At 70.8% G+C, this 20,613-nt stretch carries 23 protein-coding genes; 3 read left to right on the forward strand and 20 right to left on the reverse strand.

From position 1 onward, the window contains the following. Nucleotides 1–88: 88 nt before the first annotated feature. The 4 genes from OVA21_RS07860 to dxr form a co-directional block, all read right to left on the reverse strand. Nucleotides 89–943 (reverse strand): GNAT family N-acetyltransferase, encoded by an 855-nt coding sequence (locus OVA21_RS07860; RefSeq protein WP_096905329.1) that lies wholly within the window; start codon nt 941–943, stop codon nt 89–91. A 3-nt stretch (nt 944–946) separates the two neighbouring features. After that, entirely contained in the window at nt 947–2,095 is a 1,149-nt protein-coding gene (gene ispG / locus OVA21_RS07865) for a flavodoxin-dependent (E)-4-hydroxy-3-methylbut-2-enyl-diphosphate synthase (RefSeq protein WP_096907224.1), read from the reverse strand. 135 nt (nt 2,096–2,230) lie between these two features. After that, nucleotides 2,231–3,451 carry a M50 family metallopeptidase gene (locus OVA21_RS07870; protein ID WP_256385622.1) on the reverse strand — a complete coding sequence of 407 codons (1,221 nt, stop codon included), beginning with the start codon at nt 3,449–3,451 and terminating at the stop codon, nt 2,231–2,233. A 3-nt stretch (nt 3,452–3,454) separates the two neighbouring features. Next, nucleotides 3,455–4,618, reverse strand: a complete 1,164-nt coding sequence (gene dxr / locus OVA21_RS07875) for a 1-deoxy-D-xylulose-5-phosphate reductoisomerase (RefSeq protein WP_268092187.1) — start codon at nt 4,616–4,618, stop codon at nt 3,455–3,457. Nucleotides 4,619–4,781: 163 nt separating this feature from the next. Between dxr and OVA21_RS07880 the strand changes: the two genes are divergently transcribed. Beyond that, on the forward strand, nt 4,782–5,168 hold the full coding sequence (locus OVA21_RS07880) for a DUF2631 domain-containing protein (protein ID WP_096905327.1): 387 nt from the start codon (nt 4,782–4,784) through the stop codon (nt 5,166–5,168). Nucleotides 5,169–5,327: 159 nt separating this feature from the next. Here OVA21_RS07880 and rlmN read toward each other — a convergent pair whose 3' ends face one another. Beyond that, nucleotides 5,328–6,437 (reverse strand): 23S rRNA (adenine(2503)-C(2))-methyltransferase RlmN, encoded by a 1,110-nt coding sequence (gene rlmN, locus OVA21_RS07885; RefSeq protein WP_067717626.1) that lies wholly within the window; start codon nt 6,435–6,437, stop codon nt 5,328–5,330. Nucleotides 6,438–6,521: 84 nt separating this feature from the next. On the opposite strand from rlmN, the gene OVA21_RS07890 reads away from it, so the two are divergent. Beyond that, nucleotides 6,522–6,947 carry a LapA family protein gene (locus OVA21_RS07890; RefSeq protein WP_132061113.1) on the forward strand — a complete coding sequence of 142 codons (426 nt, stop codon included), beginning with the start codon at nt 6,522–6,524 and terminating at the stop codon, nt 6,945–6,947. A gap of 92 nt (nt 6,948–7,039) precedes the next feature. On the opposite strand, the gene OVA21_RS07895 is transcribed toward OVA21_RS07890, so the two are convergent. From OVA21_RS07895 to rpsB, 5 genes are all read right to left on the reverse strand, one after another. Next, the gene (locus tag OVA21_RS07895; protein ID WP_268092190.1) at nt 7,040–7,918 is read right to left on the reverse strand and encodes a phosphatidate cytidylyltransferase; all 879 of its coding nucleotides are present in this window, start codon (nt 7,916–7,918) and stop codon (nt 7,040–7,042) included. Nucleotides 7,919–7,958: 40 nt separating this feature from the next. After that, complete coding sequence (gene frr / locus OVA21_RS07900) at nt 7,959–8,516, reverse strand: ribosome recycling factor (RefSeq protein ID WP_067717618.1); 558 nt, start codon at nt 8,514–8,516, stop codon at nt 7,959–7,961. A 50-nt stretch (nt 8,517–8,566) separates the two neighbouring features. Further along, nucleotides 8,567–9,292, reverse strand: a complete 726-nt coding sequence (pyrH, locus tag OVA21_RS07905) for a UMP kinase (RefSeq protein ID WP_119192741.1) — start codon at nt 9,290–9,292, stop codon at nt 8,567–8,569. Nucleotides 9,293–9,533: 241 nt separating this feature from the next. Beyond that, nucleotides 9,534–10,358, reverse strand: a complete 825-nt coding sequence (gene tsf / locus OVA21_RS07910) for a translation elongation factor Ts (protein WP_154827686.1) — start codon at nt 10,356–10,358, stop codon at nt 9,534–9,536. A gap of 206 nt (nt 10,359–10,564) precedes the next feature. Further along, nucleotides 10,565–11,461, reverse strand: a complete 897-nt coding sequence (gene rpsB, locus OVA21_RS07915) for a 30S ribosomal protein S2 (RefSeq protein ID WP_067717612.1) — start codon at nt 11,459–11,461, stop codon at nt 10,565–10,567. A 465-nt stretch (nt 11,462–11,926) separates the two neighbouring features. Between rpsB and OVA21_RS07920 the strand changes: the two genes are divergently transcribed. Then, entirely contained in the window at nt 11,927–12,499 is a 573-nt protein-coding gene (locus OVA21_RS07920; protein ID WP_268092192.1) for a M23 family metallopeptidase, read from the forward strand. A gap of 21 nt (nt 12,500–12,520) precedes the next feature. Here the strand turns inward: OVA21_RS07920 and OVA21_RS07925 are convergent, their stop codons facing one another. The 10 genes from OVA21_RS07925 to rimM form a co-directional block, all read right to left on the reverse strand. Beyond that, a complete protein-coding gene (locus OVA21_RS07925) occupies nt 12,521–13,489 on the reverse strand; it encodes a tyrosine recombinase XerC (protein WP_442778921.1) in 969 nt (322 codons plus the stop codon). Nucleotides 13,490–13,619: 130 nt separating this feature from the next. Next, a complete protein-coding gene (dprA, locus tag OVA21_RS07930; protein ID WP_259823305.1) occupies nt 13,620–14,819 on the reverse strand; it encodes a DNA-processing protein DprA in 1,200 nt (399 codons plus the stop codon). Between the two features lie 5 nt (nt 14,820–14,824). Further along, entirely contained in the window at nt 14,825–16,342 is a 1,518-nt protein-coding gene (locus OVA21_RS07935) for a YifB family Mg chelatase-like AAA ATPase (protein WP_268092193.1), read from the reverse strand. A gap of 2 nt (nt 16,343–16,344) precedes the next feature. After that, nucleotides 16,345–16,749, reverse strand: coding sequence for a YraN family protein (locus OVA21_RS07940; RefSeq protein WP_083249681.1), 405 nt, complete (start codon nt 16,747–16,749; stop codon nt 16,345–16,347). A gap of 143 nt (nt 16,750–16,892) precedes the next feature. Next, complete coding sequence (locus tag OVA21_RS07945; RefSeq protein ID WP_007632861.1) at nt 16,893–17,198, reverse strand: DUF2469 domain-containing protein; 306 nt, start codon at nt 17,196–17,198, stop codon at nt 16,893–16,895. Further along, nucleotides 17,195–17,899 carry a ribonuclease HII gene (locus OVA21_RS07950; protein WP_185950417.1) on the reverse strand — a complete coding sequence of 235 codons (705 nt, stop codon included), beginning with the start codon at nt 17,897–17,899 and terminating at the stop codon, nt 17,195–17,197. The genes OVA21_RS07945 and OVA21_RS07950 overlap by 4 nt, the downstream gene beginning before the upstream one ends. Next, complete coding sequence (lepB, locus tag OVA21_RS07955; protein WP_185950416.1) at nt 17,896–18,660, reverse strand: signal peptidase I; 765 nt, start codon at nt 18,658–18,660, stop codon at nt 17,896–17,898. Before lepB ends, OVA21_RS07950 begins: the two co-directional genes overlap by 4 nt. A gap of 62 nt (nt 18,661–18,722) precedes the next feature. Continuing rightward, entirely contained in the window at nt 18,723–19,064 is a 342-nt protein-coding gene (rplS, locus tag OVA21_RS07960; protein WP_067717600.1) for a 50S ribosomal protein L19, read from the reverse strand. Between the two features lie 162 nt (nt 19,065–19,226). Beyond that, entirely contained in the window at nt 19,227–20,009 is a 783-nt protein-coding gene (trmD, locus tag OVA21_RS07965) for a tRNA (guanosine(37)-N1)-methyltransferase TrmD (RefSeq protein WP_185950607.1), read from the reverse strand. 32 nt (nt 20,010–20,041) lie between these two features. Further along, nucleotides 20,042–20,575: a ribosome maturation factor RimM gene (gene rimM / locus OVA21_RS07970; RefSeq protein ID WP_185950415.1), complete on the reverse strand. Its 534-nt coding sequence runs from the start codon at nt 20,573–20,575 to the stop codon at nt 20,042–20,044. Between the last annotated feature and the right edge of the window lie 38 nt (nt 20,576–20,613).

A 20,613-nucleotide genomic window follows, 5' to 3' on the forward strand; every position in this document is an offset into this window, starting at 1 on the left:
GACTACGCTCCACTTTCCCACAGGCGTGGCCGATCCCGTAGCCGCCGGCCGGGGGTACCCCGCTCTGGGTCGGTGCGGGCGAGATGACTCACAGCAGGACCGTCGCGTACTCGACGGAGTCGACCATGCCCACCCGCCGATAAGCGGCGCGGGCTGCACCGTTCGACCCGTTCACCACCAGGGAAGGTCGGAGCCCCCGTGAGCAAAGGGCGGCGCACACCGCGGCGGTACCGCCGGACCCCAGCCCGGCGTCCCGTCGGTCTCGGTGTACCCATACGCCCTGGATCTGGGCGACCTCCGGGGAGATCGCGGCGACATCGGCCTTGAAGACCACCTCGCCGTCGTCGATCCCCACCCAGGTCCTCCCCCGCGCGAGGGACCGCGCCACGCGGCGCCGGAACGGAATCCCGGAGCCCACGGCGAACGGGTCGGCGCGCAGTTCCTCGCGGTACATCGCCGCGGCGGCGGCGAGCACCGGTTCGAACTCCTCCACGGTCGCGGGCCGGATGCCGGCCAGGACGAGCGCCGGATCGAGCGGGCCCTCGAGCGCCATGAGGAACTGGTGAGCCCGGTACTCCCGGGCCTCGCCCCAGCGTTCTCGCAGGGCCGGCCACATGCCGGCGACCAGGTCGCGCCGACCGTGCACCGACATGGGCCCGAGTCCCAGTCGCGCCACCGCGTCACCGAGAGCGCGCTGATCCGCAGCGTCGCCCCGGAGCGGCAACACCGAACTGCCGACGAACGCGAGGGACCGCTCAGGCCCGCCCAAGGTGAGGAACCGTCCGTCGGTGCCGGCGGCGACACCCGACGTGGCGAACTTCTCCGCCGCCGGCGCGGAGACCAACGGGTCGGCGGCGAGCACGTCGCCAAGCGCCCGCGACTCTCCCCGACCGACCGCCCGGCACCCGCCGAGCCCGGCCTCCGGGGCAGCCGTGTCGGTCACGGTCTATCGCGTGACCTTGACCTGGGGCCCCTGGCCCTCGGCGGCGTCTCCCACGGGCTCGCCCATCTCCTCGGCGATCCGCATGGCCTCCTCGATGAGGGTCTCCACGATCATCGCCTCCGGCACGGTCTTGATGACCTCGCCCTTGACGAAGATCTGGCCCTTGCCGTTTCCGGACGCGACACCCAGATCGGCCTCGCGGGCCTCGCCGGGCCCGTTGACGACACAGCCCATGACGGCCACCCGCAAGGGGACGCTCATCCCCTCCAGTCCGGCCGTGACCTCGTCGGCGAGCTTGTACACGTCCACCTGGGCGCGCCCACACGACGGGCACGAGACGATCTCGAGCTTGCGCGGACGCAGGTTGAGCGACTGCAGGATCTGCGTGCCGACCTTGACTTCCTCCACCGGCGGGGCGGAGAGGGAGACCCGGATGGTGTCGCCGATCCCCTCGGAGAGCAGTGCACCGAACGCCACGGCCGACTTGATCGTGCCCTGGAACGCGGGCCCGGCCTCGGTCACGCCGAGGTGTAACGGGTAATCGGTCTGCGCGGCGAGCCGGCGGTAGGCCTCGACCATGATCACCGGGTCGTTGTGCTTGACCGAGATCTTGATGTCGCCGAAGCCGTGTTCCTCGAACAACGAGGCCTCCCACATCGCCGACTCGACGAGCGCTTCCGGGGTCGCCTTGCCGTACTTGGCCAACAGGCGCGGGTCCAGCGACCCGGCGTTGACACCGATGCGGATGGGGATGCCCGCGTCACCGGCGGCCTTGGCGACCTCCTTGACGCGTCCGTCGAACTCCTTGATGTTGCCCGGGTTGACGCGCACCGCGGCACACCCGGCATCGATCGCCGCGAAGATGTACTTGGGTTGGAAGTGAATGTCCGCGATCACGGGGATCGGGGACTTGCGTGCGATGGTCTCCAGCGCGTCGGCGTCCTCCTGCCGGGGACACGCCACGCGGACGATGTCACACCCGGACGCCGTGAGCTCGGCGATCTGCTGGAGGGTGGAGTTGACGTCGTGGGTCTTGGTGGTGGTCATGGACTGGACCGAGACCGGATGATCACTGCCCACGCCCACCTGGCCCACGAACAGCTGCCGGGTCGTGCGCCGGGGCGCGAGGACCGGCGGCGGGCCGTCGGGCATGCCCAGTCCCACTGGGATCGAGGAGGAGTCGTTCACTTCAGGCCTTCCGTAGGGGCTGCCAGCCGGGTGCGGGCAGGTCCCGCGTCCCATTATCCGGGTAACCGGGCGCGGGTGCGAGGTGGGTGTGCGCCCGGCTCAGCCGGGCAGCAGGATCGGGTTGACGAAGTCGGCGGTGATCACGATCGCGGAGACGCCGATGAGGAGTACGAACACCCCCATCGTCAGTGGCGCCAGCTTCTCGTAGTCCGCCGGGCCGCCCGGCGCGAGGCCGCGAAGCCGGCGGACGGCGTCCCGGATCTTCTCGTAGAACACCACCGCGATGTGGCCGCCGTCGAACGGGGTCAGGGGCACGAGGTTGAACGCCCCCAGGAACAGGTTGAGGCCGGCCAGGAACAGGAGGAACAGGCTCCACAGGCCCTGCTCGACCGCCTGCCCGCCGATGTAGCTGGCCCCCACCACGGACACCGGGGAGTCGTCCGCCCGCTCGCCCCCGAAGATCGACGCGGCCACCGCCGGGATCTTGGCCGGGAACGAGATCAGCCCATCGACGGTCGCCTCGACCATCTCCCCGGTGAAGACGAAGGTCGCGGGCACCGCGCTGAGGGCGTCGTAGGTGTTGACGGTCTGATAGGCCGGATCATCGAGGATCTCCCGGGGGATCCCGTCTTCCGAGAGTCGGACCCCGAGCGCACCCCGCTGCTCGCCGTCCACGCCCGTTGACGTCAACGTCGTCGTCGTCGTGATCGTCTCACCGCCGCGTTCCACCGCAACCGGCACGGTCTCACCGGGCCGCGCCGAGACCACGGTGGACAGGTCGTCCCAACTGACCACCGGCACCCCGTCGACCGACGTGATCCGGTCGCCCGGCAGGATCCCCGCCTCGCCGGCCGGGCCCACTCCGACCCCGCACCGGTCCGCCCCCGCGCAGGTGTCCCCCACGACGGCCGCGACGCGGTCGGTGGGGATCGGCTGGACGTCCCGGTTCACCAGGCCCCAGCCGAGGGCGACCGTGTAGAACAACGCGATCGCCAGGACGACGTTCATGAAGGGCCCGGCCAGCAACACCGCGACGCGCTTCCACCACGCCTGGCGCCACATCGCCCTCGGCTCGTCCTCCGGGGACAGCTGGTCGTACGCGGTCATCCCCGCGATGTCACAGAACCCGCCGAGCGGGATCGCCTTGAGCCCGTACTCGATCCCACCACGCCGGACGGACCACAGGGTGGGGCCGAACCCGACGAAGAACCGACGGACCCGCATCCCCGACCACAGCGCGACCCGCATGTGGCCGTACTCGTGCAGCACGATGGACACCATGATCCCCAGGGCGAACAGCACGATCCCGAACACCAACACGGCTCAGCCCTCCAGGCTCGTGACGAGGGCTGCGGCGTGCCGCCGCGCCCAGGACTCCGCCGCCGCGACGTCATCCGGATCCCGGGGATCGGATGACCACTGATCGGCTGCGCCCACGGTCTCCGCCACGACGTCGACGATGGCGGTGAACCCGATCCGGCCGTCCAGGAACGCCGGGGCGGCCTCCTCGTTGGCCGCGTTGAACACCGCGGTCCTCAGACCCCCCGCCTCGCCCGCCGTCCGCGCCACCGAGATCGCCGGGAACGTCTCAGAGTCCACCGGCTCGAAGGTCCAGGTGTGTGACTGCGAGAAGTCCAACGGGGTCGACGCCCCGGGAATCCGTGACGGCCACCCCAGGGCCAACGCGATGGGCAGCTTCATCGACGGCGGGGAGGCCTTCGCCACGGTCGCGCCGTCGACGAAGGTCACCGCCGAGTGCACCACCGACTGGGGGTGGACGGTCACATCGATCCGATCGTAGGGAACCCCGAACAGCAGGTGTGCCTCGATGAGCTCCAGGGACTTGTTCACCAGGGTCGCGGAGTTCAGGGTGATCATCCTGCCCATCGCCCACGTGGGGTGCTGCAGCGCCTGCTCCGCGGTGACACCTTCCAGTTCGGCGCGGGTACGGCCCCGGAAGGGCCCGCCGGAGGCGGTCAACACCAGTGACGCCACCTCGTCCGCCGTCCCCGCCCGCAGACACTGCGCCATCGCTGAGTGCTCGGAGTCGACGGGGATGAGCTGGCCCGGGGCCGCGGCGCCGGTGACGAGGGCGCCCCCGGCCACGAGTGACTCCTTGTTCGCCAGCGCCAGCCGCGCACCCGTGCGCAATGCGGCCAGGGTGGGCCCTAGGCCGATGGACCCGTCGATTCCGTTGAGCACCACGTCGGCCTCCACCGCCCCCACGAGCTCGGTGGCGGCCCCGGGACCGTCGAGAACCGTCGCCTCCGGGAACGCCGACCGTATCCGCTCGGCCGCGGCCGGGGCGGACACCGCGACGAACCGGACGCCGGTCCGGCGGATCTGCTCCGCCAGCAGATCGATCCGGCCACCGCCGGCCGCCAGACCGACGACCTCGAAACGGCCGGGTCCGGCCTCCGAGGTCACCTCGAGGGCCTGGGTACCGATCGAGCCGGTACTGCCGAGGACGAGAACGCGCGTGGTCACCCCGCCATTGTCCACGCCGGAGCCACCTGATGCCGCATCAGCGGCCCCAGGTGTGGCGGGGACCGGCGGGTTACCCGTCGACCGCCGGACGGCGTGTGACAAACTGGGCACGATGTCGGCGGCCCGCAGGGCTGCCAGCGAGCCGTGAGGAGAACCGGGGAGCATGAGCGCGGACGGGCACCACACCAGCAAGGAGATCGTCGTCGACGGGATCAGCACCCTCGACGAGCCCTCGGTCGAGTGGGGCTGGCACCAGCACAGCAGGAAGGTCGGCCTCGTCACGGGCGGCTTCTTCGTCCTGTTCCTGTTGGCCATGCTGTTCGGCAACCACATCGGACGGGTGGAGGACATCTGGCTGGTGGCGGTCGCCGTGTTCCTCGCGATCTGGATGTTCCTGTCGCTGCGACCCAAGAAGGACGACACCCTCAAGCGGAACCGTGTCTTCGAGGTCTCCTCGGACCACTACGCGGTGGTCGGCGCCGCCGCCTCGGGTCACGTAGGGGCCGAGGCCGCCCGGAACCCGCAGGGCCGGGCGCCGGCCAGGCACTGACCCCGGTCGACCCGAGAAGGGCCGCCACCACTCGATGGAGTGGTGGCGGCCCTTCTCGTCGTCCGTAGCTCTCAGTGGGTGGCCCAGTGGTCACTCGCCAGTGGTCACTCCCCAGCGATGACTCCCCCGCGATCACTCCCCACGCTCACTCCCCCGCGCTCACCCCTCGGCCGCGAGCTGACCACACGCCGCGTCGATCTCCTGGCCGCGGGTGTCGCGGACCGTGCACGAGACCCCGGCCGCGCGCACGGCGGCGACGAAGGCGTCCTGCTGATGGCGGGGGCTCGCGTCCCACTCGCTGCCCGGCGTCGGGTTGAGCGGGATGAGGTTCACGTGCGCCATGGGCCCGAGACGCTGGGCGAGCAGTCGACCGAGCATCTCGCCCCGCCAGGTCTGATCATTGACGTCACGGATCAACGCGTACTCGATGGACACCCGCCGCCCCGTGGCATCGGCGTAGTGACGGGCCGCGTCCATGACCTCGGAGACCGGCCACCGGTTGTTGACGGGCACCAGGGTGTCCCGGAGTTCGTCGTCCGGGGTGTGTAAGGACACCGCCAGGGTGACCTGGAGCCCCTCCTCTGCCAGCTTGTGGATGGCGGGGACCAGGCCCACCGTCGACACGGTGACCGCGCGTTGCGACAGACCGAATCCCGACGGCGGCGGGGCGATGATGCCTCGCACGGCGGTCATGACGCGCTTGTAGTTGGCGAGCGGCTCCCCCATGCCCATGAACACGACGTTGGACAGTCGCCCCGGCCCGCCCGGGATCTCACCGTCGCGCATGGCGCGGGCGGCGACCCTGACCTGCTCCAGGATCTCGGCTGCCGAGAGGTTGCGTTGCAGACCGCCCTGCCCCGTCGCGCAGAACGGGCACGCCATCCCGCAGCCGGCCTGACTCGAGATGCACACGGTCGCCCGGTCGGGGTAACGCATGAGAACGCTCTCGACCAACGAACCGTCGTGCAGTTTCCACAGGGTCTTACGCGTGGTGCCCTCGTCGGTGGTGACGTGTCGTAGCGACGAGGTCAGCGAGGGGAACAGTTCTTCTCCGACCTTCTCCCGCAGGCCGGCCGGCAGGTCGGTCATCTCGCGGGTGTCCGCCTCGAGGCGCCCGAAGTACTGGTTGGCCAGCTGCTTGCCGCGGAATGCGGGAACTCCGAGCTCACCCATCGCCGCCTCGCGACCGTCGGCGTCGAGGTCGGCGAAGTGACGAGGGGGCAGCCCTCGGCGGGGGGCGTCAAAAACGAGCGGGAGAGGTTCAGCCATGATGCGGCCATTGTGTCAGAAACGGGCGACCGCAACACATCGCGAGCGGTGCCGTCCGACGCCGCCAGCGCATACAGTCCAGGTATGGCACAACGATCACACGACCCGACAGACCGTCGTCACGCCGCCCCCGTCGAGGGGCGCGACGAGATCCCCCTCGAGGACACCCACGCGGACTCCACCCTCGTTCCCGCCGACGAGTCGACCCCTGCGACACGCACCCACGAGCAGGATGCTGTCCCCGATTCGTCGGGGGGACTTCTGGGCTCCGCGTGGGTGGGTCTGGTCCTGGGCGCGCTCGTCACCATCCTGCTGTTGATCTTCATCGCGCAGAACACGACCTCGACCGACGTCCGTTTTCTCGGGTTGGAGTTCACCCTCCCGCTTGGGGTGCTGATCCTCTTCGCCGCGATCGCCGGCGCGTTGATCATGGCCCTGTTCGCCGGCTTCCGGATCCTCCAACTGCGGATGCGCGCACGCAAGGCGCGCAAACTGACCGCCCGACACTGACGCGCGACCCCCGGCGCGGGTCGGAGGGTCCGGTCACTTCGCGGCTTCGCCCCGTGCCGACGTCACCCGTGCCAACGGAGGTGGTCGACGACTCAGGTCGGCACGACGTAGGTGAAGATGACCCAGACGACCACCGCGGTGGGCAGCACGGAGTCGAGGCGGTCCATGAATCCGCCGTGCCCCGGCAGGAGCGTGCCCATGTCCTTGATTCCGAGGTCCCGCTTCACCTGGGATTCCACCAGGTCGCCCAGCGTCGCGGTGAAGACCGTCAGGACGCCGAGCAACAGGCCCTTCCAAATGCTGTCGTCGAAGAGCAGGGCGACCACGAGTGCGCCACCGACCGTGGCGAACAGGATCGACCCGGCGAATCCCTCCCAGGACTTCTTGGGGCTGATCGCCGGGGCCATGGGGTGCCTACCGAAAAGCACCCCCGCCACGTACCCCCCGACGTCGGAGCACACGACCAGCAGGATGAGGGCCACGACCCGTTGCGCGCCGTAGTCACCATCCGACAGCATCGCGCCGAGGGCTCCCGGAACCGCGATCCACACCAACACGAACACCGCGACCGACACGTCGCGCAGGTAGTTCTTCGGTGCGGTGGTCAGACCGGCCATGAGCAGACGCCAGACCAGGACGACCACGCCGGTGACGGCGAACGCGGCGAACGCGCCTTCCGCCCCGTTGAGGTAACCCGCCCAGACCATGGCCTGCCCGCCTGCGAGCAGCGGGAACAGGGGAAGCGCGAACCGGGCCTGCCGTAGGCGTTTGAAGACCTCCCAGGTGCCGACGGCGACGGCGCCAGCGGCGACCAGATACCACGCGCGGGGGGTGAAGGCGATACTGGCGATCACGAGCGCGCCCAGGCCGACCCCGACCGGGATCGCCCGGGTCAGGTCACGGCCGGCGCGCGACGGAGGTGCGGCGGCCGCGGCGGTGGGCCCGGGCGGGCCCTGGGGTGCGGGGTCCACGGCATACTCCTCGGTTCTCGGGTGATGGGTGTCGCGGAGGTCAGACCTCCATCAGGTCGCCTTCCTTGGCCTTGACGAGTTCGTCCACCTCGCCGACGAATCGCTGGGTGAGCTTGTCCAGCTCCTTCTCCGCGGCGTTGACCTCGTCCTCGCCGGCCTCGCCGTCCTTGTCGATCCGCTTGAGCTCGTCCATCGCCTTGCGCCGGACGCCACGGACCGCGATGCGTCCGTCCTCGGCCTTGGCCTTGGCCTGCTTGACCAGATCGCGACGCCGTTCCTCGGTGAGCTGCGGCACGGTCACGCGGAGGACCTGGCCGTCGTTGGTCGGGTTGACGCCCAGATCCGAGTTGCGGATGGCGTTCTCGATCGGACCGATCTGCGACATCTCGTACGGCTTGATGATGAGCATGCGCGGCTCGGGTGCCGAGATGGTCGCCATCTGGGTGATGGGAGTCATGCTCCCGTAGTACTCACAGAACACGCGGTTGAACATGCCCGGGTTGGCGCGGCCGGTGCGGATGGCGGAGAGCTCGTCGCGAACGTGCTCGATCGCCTTCTCCATCTTGTCCTCGGCCTCGAGCAGAGTGTCGTCGATCATGTCTGTCCCTTTTCGTTGGGGTCGGTGTCGGTGGTCGGGTCGAGGACGTGTCAGGCCGTGCTGGCCACCAGCGTCCCGATCTGCTCACCGGCGACGGCGCGCGCGATGTTGCCCTCGGTGAGGAGGTTGAACACGAGGATGGGCATGTCGTTGTCCATGCAGAGGCTGAACGCCGTGGCATCAGCTACCTTCAGGCCCCGCTCGAGGCATTCGCGGTGCTCGATCCGGCTGAAGAGCTCGGCGTCGGGATTGGTACGGGGGTCGTCCGAGTAGACGCCGTCCACCGCCTTGGCCATGAGCAGCACGTCGGCCTTGATCTCCAGTGCGCGCTGGGCTGCGGTGGTATCGGTCGAGAAGTAGGGCATGCCCATCCCGGCCCCGAAGATCACGACGCGGCCCTTCTCCAGGTGCCGTTCCGCGCGTAGTGGGATGTACGGCTCCGCGACCTGCCCCATGTGGATGGCGGTCTGGACCCGCGTCGACACCCCCTCCTGCTCGAGGAAGTCCTGCAGGGCCAGACAGTTCATGACGGTGCCGAGCATCCCCATGTAGTCGCTGCGCGCCCGGTCGAGTCCTCGCTGCTGCAGCTGAGCACCCCGGAAGAAGTTGCCTCCACCGATCACGATCGCGATCTGCGCCCCCGTCCGGGAGACATCGGCGATCTGCCGGGCGACGGACTGCACCACGTCCGGGTCGATCCCCACGCCGCCGCCGCCGAACATCTCGCCGCCGAGCTTGAGCATCACACGTTTGTAGCCGTCCCGCGGGTCGGTCATCCCTCTCCTCGTCCCGGGCGGATCCAGCCCGTGTCGCGCGCGTTCACACCCCCGACGTCGATTGGCCGGAGTGGCGTGTGGTCCGTGGTGGGACCGGGTTCATTCTGCCCTATCGCCACGACCGCCACACTCCAGCCCGCCGGGTACGGGCACACCCGACCGTGCAGACGGCGACGGCGGTACCCGGGAAACCGGGTACCGCCGTCGTTCGGGAACCCGCTACGGCGGGTTCGGGCCGTGGTCAGGCCTGACCGACCTCGAAACGCAGGAACGCCGAGACCTTGGCGCCAGCCTCGTCCAGCAGGGCGCCGACGGTCTTCTTGTTGTCGGTCACCGACGGCTGGTCGAGCAGACAGACATCCTTGTAGAAGCCGTTGAGGCGTCCCTCGACGATCTTCTGCAGCGCCTGCTCGGGCTTGCCCTCCTCGCGGGCGGTGGCCTCGGCGATCTCGCGTTCCTTGGCGACGATGTCGGCGGGCACCTCCTCGCGGGAGACGTACTGGGCCTTCAGCGCGGCGACCTGCATCGCGGCGGAACGGGCGGCGGCCTCGGCGGCCTCGCCCTCACCGGAGTAGGCGACCATGACGCCGACGGCGGGCGGCAGGTCGGAGGAGCGCTTGTGGAGGTAGACGGCCACGGGACCGTCGAGCTTGCCCACGCGGCGCAGGACGAGCTTCTCACCGGACTTGGCGGAGAAGGACACGACCGAGTCGGCCACGGTGGTGCCGTCGAGCTCGGCGGCGTTCAGCGCGTCGAGGTCGGAGATGCCCTGGGTCGCGGCGACCTCGACGATCTTGTCGGCCAGCGCGATGAACTCGGCGCTCTTGGCGACGAAGTCGGTCTCGGAGTTGAGCTCGATCATGACGCCGTCCTTGATGGCGACCAGGCCCTCGGCCGTGGTGCGCTCGGCGCGCTTGCCCACGTCCTTGGCGCCCTTGATGCGCAGCACCTCGACGGCCTTGTCGAAGTCGCCGTCGGTCTCCTCCAGAGCCTTCTTGCAGTCCATCATCCCGGAGCCGGTGAGCTCACGCAGACGCTTGACGTCGGCAGCGGTGTAGTTCGCCATGGTGGGGCGACCCTCCTTAAAGGGGTTCGTGATCAGTCGGAAAAGTGTTGAAGAGTCGGTCGGCGGGCGATCGCCTCCACCCTAGACGCCGGGGCGTCGGTGGATGGTCCGCCCACCGCCTCCGACACCTCGGGCCCGGCCCCCGGATGATCCCCGTGGGGATCGTGGGCGGCCGGGCCCGACGGTGCTCGAGCTGGTGGTGAGGATCAGGCCTCGGTGGCCGGCGCCTCGGAGGTGGCGGCCGCGATCTCCTGGGCGTCGGCCTCGGGGGCCTCGGCCACGGGGGACTCGGTGCCGGTGACCTCGGCGGGTGCCTCGGCACCCTCTGCCGTGGCGGCGCCGGTGACCTGGTCCAGCTGCTCGGTCTCCCACTCTGCGAGCGGCTCGGCCTCTTCGCCGGTGGCCTTGCCGGCCTGCGAGCGGGCCTTGAGGCCCTCGGCGACGGCGGAGGCGATGACGCGGGTCAACACGGTGACCGAGCGGATGGCGTCGTCGTTCGCCGGGATCGGGTAGTCGACGACGTCCGGATCACAGTTGGTGTCGAGCAGCGCGACGACGGGGATGTTCAGCTTGCGGGCCTCGCCGACGGCGATGTGCTCCTTGTTGGTGTCGACGACCCACACCACGGAGGGGACCTTGCTCATGTCACGCATACCGCCGAGCGTGCGCTCGAGCTTGTTCTTCTCACGCGTGAGCATGAGGATTTCCTTCTTGGTGCGACCCTCGAATCCGCCCGACTGCTCCATGGACTCGAGCTCCTTGAGGCGGACGAGCCGCTGGTGCACGGTCTGGAAGTTGGTGAGCATGCCACCCAGCCAACGCTGGTTGACGTACGGCATACCGACCTTGGCGGCCTCCTCGGCGATGGCCTCCTGGGCCTGCTTCTTGGTGCCGACGAACAGGACGGTGCCGCCGTGGGCGACGGACTCCTTGACGAACTCGTACGCCTGGTCGATGTACGTCAGGGTCTGCTGCAGGTCGATGATGTAGATGCCGTTGCGGTCGGTGAAGATGAACCGACGCATCTTCGGGTTCCAGCGGCGGGTCTGGTGGCCGAAGTGGGCACCTGCGTCGAGCAGTTGCTTCATGGAGATGACTGCCATGATGGGTTGAGGGCTCGTCCGGCTTGGAAGCAGCCGGACCGCGAGGCCCTCGTCCTCGCTTTCTGTGTATCGGGTTTCGCCCTCGAGCCGGGTGGCCGCGGGCCCTGGTGTCCGCGCCGGGCCGGACCCCCGTCGGGCGGGGGCACCTGCTGGTCCGGCGTCCGGGGGCCGGGGCTCATGGCCCCGGGGCCCGGATGCGGCTCCCGGGAACCGGGCTGCCGCAGGACACGCGAAGTCGATCGACGCAGAGTCGACCGCACCGGAAGCATAACCCCTCGGGCGCGCCCCTCCAAGGCGGCCCACCCGACCGGTATCCGGGCACCGCGCACCGCGGTCGTGGCTCCGCCCGTGCGCGGGGGCTCCCGGGGGTGCCGGTGCACGTCTGGTCTGGGGATGGTCGTCCATTCCGTCCACAGGTGCCGATCTCCCGTGGCGAACGCGGGGTGCGTGCGGTGGACTCACGGTATGCAGTCAAACCGGGTCGATCGACGACGGCTCCGCCACCGCGCCTGTGCCGGCCTGGCAGCGGGGATCCTCGCCGTCGTCCCCGTGGCCGACGCCGCGCCGTTCGGGTCACGGGTGGGCATGGGCAGCCCCCTGCCGGGTCCGGTCTCGGTCTCGACCCCGTTCGATCCGCCCGCCCAGCGATGGCTCCGGGGGCACCGTGGGGTCGATCTGGTCGGCACGGTGCTCGCCCCGGTGCGGGCGCCCGCGGACGGGACGGTCCTGTTCGCCGGGGCCGTGGGAGGTCGACCCGTCTTGTCGATCGACCACGGTGGCGGCCTTCGCACCACCTACGAGCCGGTGCGTGCCACCGTCCGGGCCGGTGATCGCGTCATCGCGGGCGGGGAGGTGGGCCGGCTCCTCGCCGGCCACCCCGGGTGTCCGGTCGAAGCGTGCCTGCACTGGGGCGCGCGTGTGACGTCGGGTGACCCGTCCGGTGACGACGACGACTACGTCGATCCGCTGTCACTGCTCGCGGACTCCGAACGGCCGATCCGCCTCAAGCCCACACGTCCCGGAGACGGAGCCGGCTGACGCCCGGGCCGCGCTCCCCGCTCAGGCGCGGGGGTGGGCTCCGCGGTAGGCGGCCCGGAGGCGATCCGCCGAGACGTGCGTGTAGATCTGGGTGGTCGCCGGGGTGGAGTGCCCGAGGAGCTCCTGTACGTGCCGCAGGTCCGCGCCGCCCTCCAGCAGATGTGTCGCCGAACTGTGTCTCAGCGCGTGGGGCGAGACCCGGGGGGCGCCCGGCGTGGCCGCGGTGACCTCGTTGACGATCCGCCGCGCGGCCCGGGGGTCGAGTCGCCCCCCGCGCGCCCCGAGCAACAGGGACGGGCCGGACCGGGCGGTGGCCAACGTCGGGCGGCCGCCGTCGAGCCAGGAACGCAGTGCCCGGTCCGCGGGCGGGCCGTACGGGACGGCGCGCTCCCGGTCGCCCTTGCCCACCACCCGCAGCAGGCGACGCTCGGTGTCGACGTCGTCCACGTCGAGCCCGCACAGTTCGGCGACCCGGATACCGCAGGAGTACAGCAGTTCCACGACCAGCCGGTCGCGCAGGGCGATCGGGTCCCCCTCGGCCGCGGCGAGCTCGGTGGTACGGATCGTCTCGGCCGCCTGGTCAAGATCGAGCACCTCGGGCAGATGGCGACGGGCGCGGGGCGCCTCGAGCCGGGCCGCGACATCGGTCGGTACGAGGCCGGTCCGTGCGGCCCACCCGCTGAAGGATCGGGCTGCCGCGACACGGCGGGCGACGGTCGACCTGGCGGCCCCCGCACCGACCTGGGCGGCGAGCCACCCGCGCAGGGCGGGGAGGGTGAGTGCCCCGCGCAGGTCCGCCGCGGTGGAGGGTCCGTCGGTGTCCAGGACGAGGTGGGCGAGCAGGCCGCGGACGTCGGATCGGTAAGAGCGGACCGTCGCCTCGGACCGGGAGCGACCGGTACGCAGGTAGTCCGCGAAGTCGTCGACCACGCCCCCGAACGGCTCGGACCGAGCGTCCCCATCACTCTCAGACGTGCTCACCGGCCCCATGGGTACCAATTGTCTCCCTCGCGTGGGGCCGGCGCAAGCACGCCGGGCCGGGCCAGCCGGGCCGTGCCAGCCGGGCCGGGCCAGCCGGGCCGGGCCAGCCGGGCCGGGCCAGCCGGACCACGCGACGGGGTCACGACACGGGGAAAGTCATCTGCACCCCGCCATCCCGGCACCTGCGCCACCCCTCCGGGCCCCGTACAGCCGCCCCGGAGGCCAGGAGCCGGCCGAGGACGGCCCTCGCCGTGACGGGTGCGATTCCCGCCGAGGCCGCGATCTCGGCGGGCTCGGCGCCACCCGAGGTGGGCAGTGCCTCGAGGATCCGCCTGGTCGCGTCGTCCAACCCGTCCCACGCGCCGGGCTCACCCCTGGGGGGCGGCGCCGTCTCCCCCATCCGACCTGCGAGCTCGACCACGTCCGACGTCCGAGAGACCAGCACCGCACCCCGCTCCCGGAGCAGCAGGTGACACCCGACCGACGCGACCGACGTGACCGGCCCCGGTACCGCGCCGACCGGGCGGTCCAGCGCGGTGGCCCACGCCGCCGTGCTCAGCGCACCGCTCCGGGCAGCCGCCTCCACCACCACGGAGGCGCCGGTCAACGCCGCGATGATCCGGTTCCGGTCGAGGAAGCGATACCGCGTCACCCCGGTCCCGGGGGGCTGCGCGGAGATCACCGCGCCGGTCTCCGCGATCTCGCGCAGCATCGCGTCGTTCCCGCGCGGGTAGAGCCGATCCACGCCACCGGCGAGGACCGCGATCGTGGTGCCGCGAACCCCGAGGACGGCGCGGTGCGCTGCCGCATCGATCCCGAAGGCCCCACCCGAGACGACCGTGAACCCCTCGGCGGACACCCCGGCACCCAGGTCGGCGGTCACCGCCCTCCCGTACGGAGTGGGCGCCCTGGTCCCGACGAGAGCGACCGACCTGCCCAACACCCTGACCGGGTCTGCGGGGCCACGCCACCACAGCCCAAGCGGGCGCAACGCGGTGGGCACCCCGCCCGTCCCGGCGCGACGTCGTCCGCGTGGACGGTCCAGGGGCTCGAGGGCGAACCCCGGCCAACCCGGGTCCCCGGGCACGAGGAGCCGGGCGTCCACCTCGTGGGCCGCCTCGAGCAGCCGCTCCCCGTCGACGAGGTCCCGCCGTGCCTCGGCCTGGGCCGCCACCGCGTCACCGGCCCGACCGGCGCGGATCAATTCCCGTGCCCGCACCGGCCCCACCGAGTCCACCAGGTCCCACAGCTGCGCGGTCGGGCGCTCGGTCACCGCCCCCAGGTAGGCGTAGGCCGCGCGCACCTCCGACGACACCACCGATCCCTGCTCCCGTTCCACCGGCATCACTCCTCCCCTCTCAGCACGAGCGCCTCCGCCACGTGCGGCTCCCCCGGCACTGTGGCCCCGTCCAGGTCGGCGACCGTCCACGCGAGGCGCAGACACCGGTCGACCCCGCGGGGTGACAACACCCCGTGTGCCAGTGCCCGGTCCAGGGGGTGCAGCGCCCGACGATCGAGCCCCCATACGGATCGCAGGACGCGGCCGGGGACCTCGGCGTTCGCCCGCGCACCGGCGGCCTCCGGGCACCCCGCCCACCTCTCGGCGGCGGCCGCCCTCGCCGTCGACACCCTCGTCCGTACCGCGGCGGTGTCCTCACCCTCGTCCACGGCGAACAGCCCGGACCCGAGCGGCAGCGTCCGTGCGGCGATGTCGATCCGGTCGCGCAACGGCCCGGTCAGCGACCGTCCGTAGCGCCGCCGGGCATCGGGGGTGCACGTACAGGCATCGGGCCGTGCACTGCCACACGGGCAGTCGTTCGCCGCCAGCACCAGCTGAAATCGGGCCGGGAAGACGGAGATGCCGTCGCGCCTGGCGATCCGCACCTCGCCGTCCTCGAGCGGAGTGCGGAGGCTGTCCAGAACCCGGCCGGGGAACTCGGCGCACTCATCGAGGAACAACACCCCGCGATGCGCCAGCGTCACCGCCCCCGGGCGTGCGACGTTGTTGCCGCCGCCGACGAGGGCGGCCACCGACGCCGAGTGGTGGGGAGCCACGAACGGCGGGCGACGTAGCAGCGGATCCCGCGGCGCGAGCCGTCCCATCACCGAGTGGATGGCCGTCGCCTCGAGTGCGTCCCGCTCCCCCAGATCAGGCAACAACCCCGGGAGGCGACGCGCGAGCATGGTCTTGCCGGTCCCCGGAGCCCCGCGCAGGAGCACGGCGTGCCCCCCGGCGGCAGCCACCTCGACAGCCCGCCGACAGTCGTCCTGCCCGTGCACCTCCGCCAGGTCGGTGTGGGACCGCGCGCCCACGGCGCGGACCTCCGGGGCGTCCGTGACCAGGGCTCCCCGGCCCCGGCACCATGACGCGAGCATCGCGAGTGAGTCGACCCCCGCGGTGTCGATACCGCTGACCAGCCGGGCCTCCGCGAGGTTCGCGGCGGGAACGATCGCCCGGGACAGTCCGGCGTCCCGCGCCGCGAGCACGGCGGGCAGCACCCCGCGCACCGACCGGACCCGACCGTCCAACGCCAGCTCGCCCACCAGCAGGGTGCCGTCGAAGCCCGCCCCGGGCAGCTCCCCTGACGCGGTCAACGTGCCCACCGCGAGCGCCAGGTCGAACCCCGAGCCCCGCTTCGGCAACGCCGCCGGGGACAGGGACAGCACGACCTTGCCCGACGGCCAGGTCAGACCACTGTTGATCACGGCCGCCCGCATCCGCTCCCGCGCCTGCAACACCGCCGAGTCCGGCAACCCCACGATGCTGACCCCGGGCAACCCGCGGCCCACGTCGGCCTCGACCTCCACCAGCTGTCCACCGACTCCCTGCAGTGTGACAGCCCACGTCCGACCGAGCGCCACGGCTACAGCACGTCCTCGAACAGCTCGAGACGAGGCCTAGTCGGGTCCGCCAGGTCCACGCCCACCACGTCGAAGCAGACCTGGCGCCACCGGCCCGGGTTCTCCGAGAGCCAGTGGGCGGCCAACCGCCGCAGACGCCGCTGCTTGTCCGGGGTCACCGACTCGGCGGGAGTGCCGAAGCCCGTCCCCGTCCGCGCCCGGACCTCGACGAATCGCAGCCGCCCCCCGGCATCCAACACCACCAGGTCGAGCTCGCCGGCCCGGCACCGCCAGTTCCGGCTGATGACCACCCCGCCCCGGGCCTGCATCAGTCCCGCCGCGTGTTCCTCACCGAGTCGCCCCGTCCGTCGGCGTGGATCCACACCGTCCCCGGCCGCCTCGCCGCCCACCGCCTCGTCCCCCGTCATCGCCAGCCCTCCCGGCCGCCCGGTCCGTCCGGGCCCGCCGGGGCTCACCCTGCCGGACGGAAACGGCCCGACCCGCTGGTCGCGGATCGGGCCGGGGGCGCCCTGTGGAAGCGGCGCGGGCTGTGGAGAACGGGGGCCGGGTGCTACTCCGGGAGCCGCAGTTCAGGCTTGTCGAGTTCCTCGATGTTGACGTCCTTAAAGGTCAGCACCCGAACGTACTTGACGAAACGTGCAGGTCGGTACATATCCCATACCCACGCGTCGGACATCCTCACGTCGAAGTAGACCTCGCCGTCCGCCGACCGGGGGATCAGCTCGACGGCGTTGGCGAGGTAGAAGCGCCGCTCCGTCTCGACGACGTAGGTGAACTGGCCGACGATGTCGCGGTACTCGCGGTAGAGCGAGAGCTCCATCTCGGTCTCGTAGTTCTCCAGATCCTCGGCGCTCATCTCGTGCTGCTCCTCGAATGCGCCTGCGCGGCGCGACGGACGTTGGCGTACGACATCCGATGGATGCCGCTGGGACCGAGCTGCTCGATCGCCCTGGCGTGACTCACGGTGCTGTACCCCTTGTGGGCGGCGAAACCGTACCCCGGGTACCGCGAGTCGAGGTCCACCATAATCCGATCCCGCGTGACCTTCGCGAGGACACTCGCGGCGGCGATGGATGCGACCACTGCATCCCCCCCGATCACGGACGTGGACTGACATCCGAGCCCGTCGACCGCGAAGCCGTCGGTCAGCACGAAACCGGGTGCCGGGTCGAGGGCGGCGACCGCCCGGCGCATCCCCTCCAGATTGCACCGGTGGATCCCGCGCATGTCGATCCGGTCCGGCTCGATCACCACCACACTCAGCGCCGACGCCCTGCGCAGGATCACGTCGTGCAGTCGCTCACGGGTGGCGGCGGTGAGCTTCTTCGAGTCATCCAGGTCGGCCAGGTCGGGGTGGAGCCGATTCCCCAACACGCAGGCCGCCACCACCAGTGGGCCCGCACAGGAACCGCGTCCGGCCTCGTCGACACCGGCGACCGGGCCGAGACCTCGACGGGCGAGGGCTGCCTCCAACGCCAGGCGGCCGTCGCGACGGGTCACCCGGACCCGGCCGGGAAGGGCGACATCCCGGGGCCGCTGCGGTCGTGCCCGGCTCACCCCGCGTTGATATCCGGGGAGGACACCGTCCCGATCCGGCTGAACGGGAGGATGATCGCCCGGACCTTGCCGATGATGTTCTCCTCGGGCACGGTTCCCTGGAACTCGTCACCCATGTGGAAGCGAGAGTCCGCGGAGTTACCGCGGTTGTCCCCCATCACCCAGTAGTTGCCCTCGGGGACCGTGACCGGACCGAAGGCACAGTTGAGCGGGTTCCCCGCCGGCGACGGGGTCTCGTTGAGGTACGGCTCGTCCAGCGGCTGACCGTCGACGAGCAGTGCGCCATCCGGGGAGCAGCCGCCGACTGTCTGGCCCCCCACCGCGACGACGCGCTTGACCATGTCGTTCTGATCGGGTGGGACGATGCCGATCACGCCGCCGATGTTCTGCAGGGTCCTGATGACCTGATTGTCCGACCGGATGGACTGGTAGCCCTCGTTCCACGAATCGGGACCCTCGAAGACCACCACGTCCCCGGGTTCGGGGTCTCCGAACCGGTAGGTGATCTTGTCGACGAAGATGCGGTCCCCCGTGCAGCCCGCGCAGCCGTGCAGGGTGGGTTCCATGGACTCCGACGGGATCTGGTAGACGCGTCCGACGAAGGTCTGGAAGACGAACACCAGGACGAGTGCGATCACCACCAGCAGCGGGATCTCGATGTACCAGGGCTGGCCCTTCTTCTCGACGCGGCGAGCCGGGGCCCCGTCGTTACGGGACCCCGGCTCGGCGGCGTCATGTCCAGGCGTATCGGTGCTGCTCACCCGGATGAGCGTAGTCGATCCCGCACCGCCGACGGCGGCCGAGTCCGACCGGCTCTACACGGTCAGCGCTTCTCCTTGATCTTCGCGGCCTTGCCACGGAGTGCACGCAGGTAGTACAGCTTCGCGCGACGCACGTCGCCGCGGACCAGGACGTCGATGCGGTCGATCGTGGGCGAGTGCACGGGGAACGTGCGCTCGACGCCGACGCCGAACGAGACCTTGCGGACGGTGAAGGTCTCGCGGACGCCACCGCCCTGGCGACGGATCACGACGCCCTTGAAGACCTGGACGCGCTCCTTCGAGCCCTCGATGACCTTGACGTGCACGTCGAGCGTGTCGCCGGGGCGGAAGTCCGGGATGTCGTCGCGGAGCGACTTGTTGTCGATGAAGTCGAGAGTGTTCATTGCGTTCCTTGCATGTCAGGAATGAGGACAGAGGACCCTGGCGCCCGCCCGCAGGCGGGACGACCGGTTCGTGCCCCGGATCAGCGCGACCGTCAGCGGACACACGTGGTGCCCGGAAGGTCAACCTCGCTAGTGTGCCATCCGCTACTCGGCGGACTCAAATCACCCGGCCGGAGGAACCCAACCGAAGTCCGAGAGCGTCGCCAGGTCGGCCTTGTCCAGCTCGGCCGACCCGAGGAGATCGGGCCTCCGCTCGGCTGTGCGCCTCAGCGACTCGTCGCGGCGCCACCGCGCGATCCTGGCGTGATCGCCACTCTTGAGGACTTCGGGCACCGGCCGGTCGCGCCACACCTCGGGCCGGGTGAAACTGGGGCCCTCGAGCAGGCCGTCGGAGAAGGAGTCCTCCTCATGGCTGCGCCGGTTCCCCAGCACCCCGGGTAGGAGGCGGATGACGGCCTCCGCGATGACGAGCACCGCCACCTCGCCCCCGATGAGGACGTAGTCGCCGATGCTGACCTCCTCGACGTCCATCCGCGTGGACGCCTCGTCGACGACGCGCTGGTCTATGCCCTCGTAGCGACCACACGCGAACAGCAGGTGGCGTCGGCGGGCGTAGCGGTGCGCGTCGGACTGGGAGAACGGTCGTCCGGCGGGCGTCGGGACTATCAGGAGTGGGCGGATCTGACCGTCCCCCGGCTCGCCCATCGCCGTCCCCGGCGGCGGCACGAGGTCGTCCAGCGCTTCGCCCCACACCGTCGGGCGCATGACCATGCCCGGCCCACCACCGAACGGGGTGTCGTCGACCGACTTGTGGACGTCGTGGGTCCAGCCCCGGAGGTCGTGAACGGCGACGTCGACTATGCCCCGGTCGGTGGCCCGACCGATCAACGCCAACTGCAGCGGAGCGAGGTACTCGGGGAAGACCGTGATGACGTCGAGGTGCATGAGCGGCCCGTCCCCACCATCGGGGAGAGCGGTCACGACGTCCCCAGGTCGAGCAGCCCCTCCGGCGGGTCGATGACGCACGTCCGCGCGACGATGTCCACCTCGGGGACCATCTCGGAGACGAACGGGACCAGTGCATCGCCTCCGTCGGCCAGCCGGATGGCCAGGAGTTCGCCGGCCGCGGTGTGCACGATCTCGGTCACCTCGCCGAGGGTGGCACCCGAGGTGTCGAGTACCCGCAGTCCCACCAGTTGATGGTCGTGGTACTCGTCCGGGTCCTCCGGATCCTCCAGCGCATCCGAGTCGACGAGCAGCAGCATGCCGCGGAGTGCGTCCGCGGTGTCCCGATCGCCGACGCCTTCCAGACGCACCAGAAGCCGCCCGGAATGCTGCCGGGCGGCTTCGATGGTGACGTCGCGGTCGGTGGCCCGATCACCCCGACCGACCCGCCCGACGAGTCGGGTCCCGACGGCGAATCGCTCCTCGGGTGAATCGGTGCGAACCTCCACCACCAGTTCGCCGCGGACGCCGTGCGATTTGACGACGCGTCCCACGACGAGCTCCATAATGGTCCAGGTCCTCCGATTGCCGACGTGTACGGGCG

The organism is Dietzia sp. SL131 (assembly GCF_026672565.1).
GTDB classification, from domain to species: domain Bacteria; phylum Actinomycetota; class Actinomycetes; order Mycobacteriales; family Mycobacteriaceae; genus Dietzia; species Dietzia kunjamensis.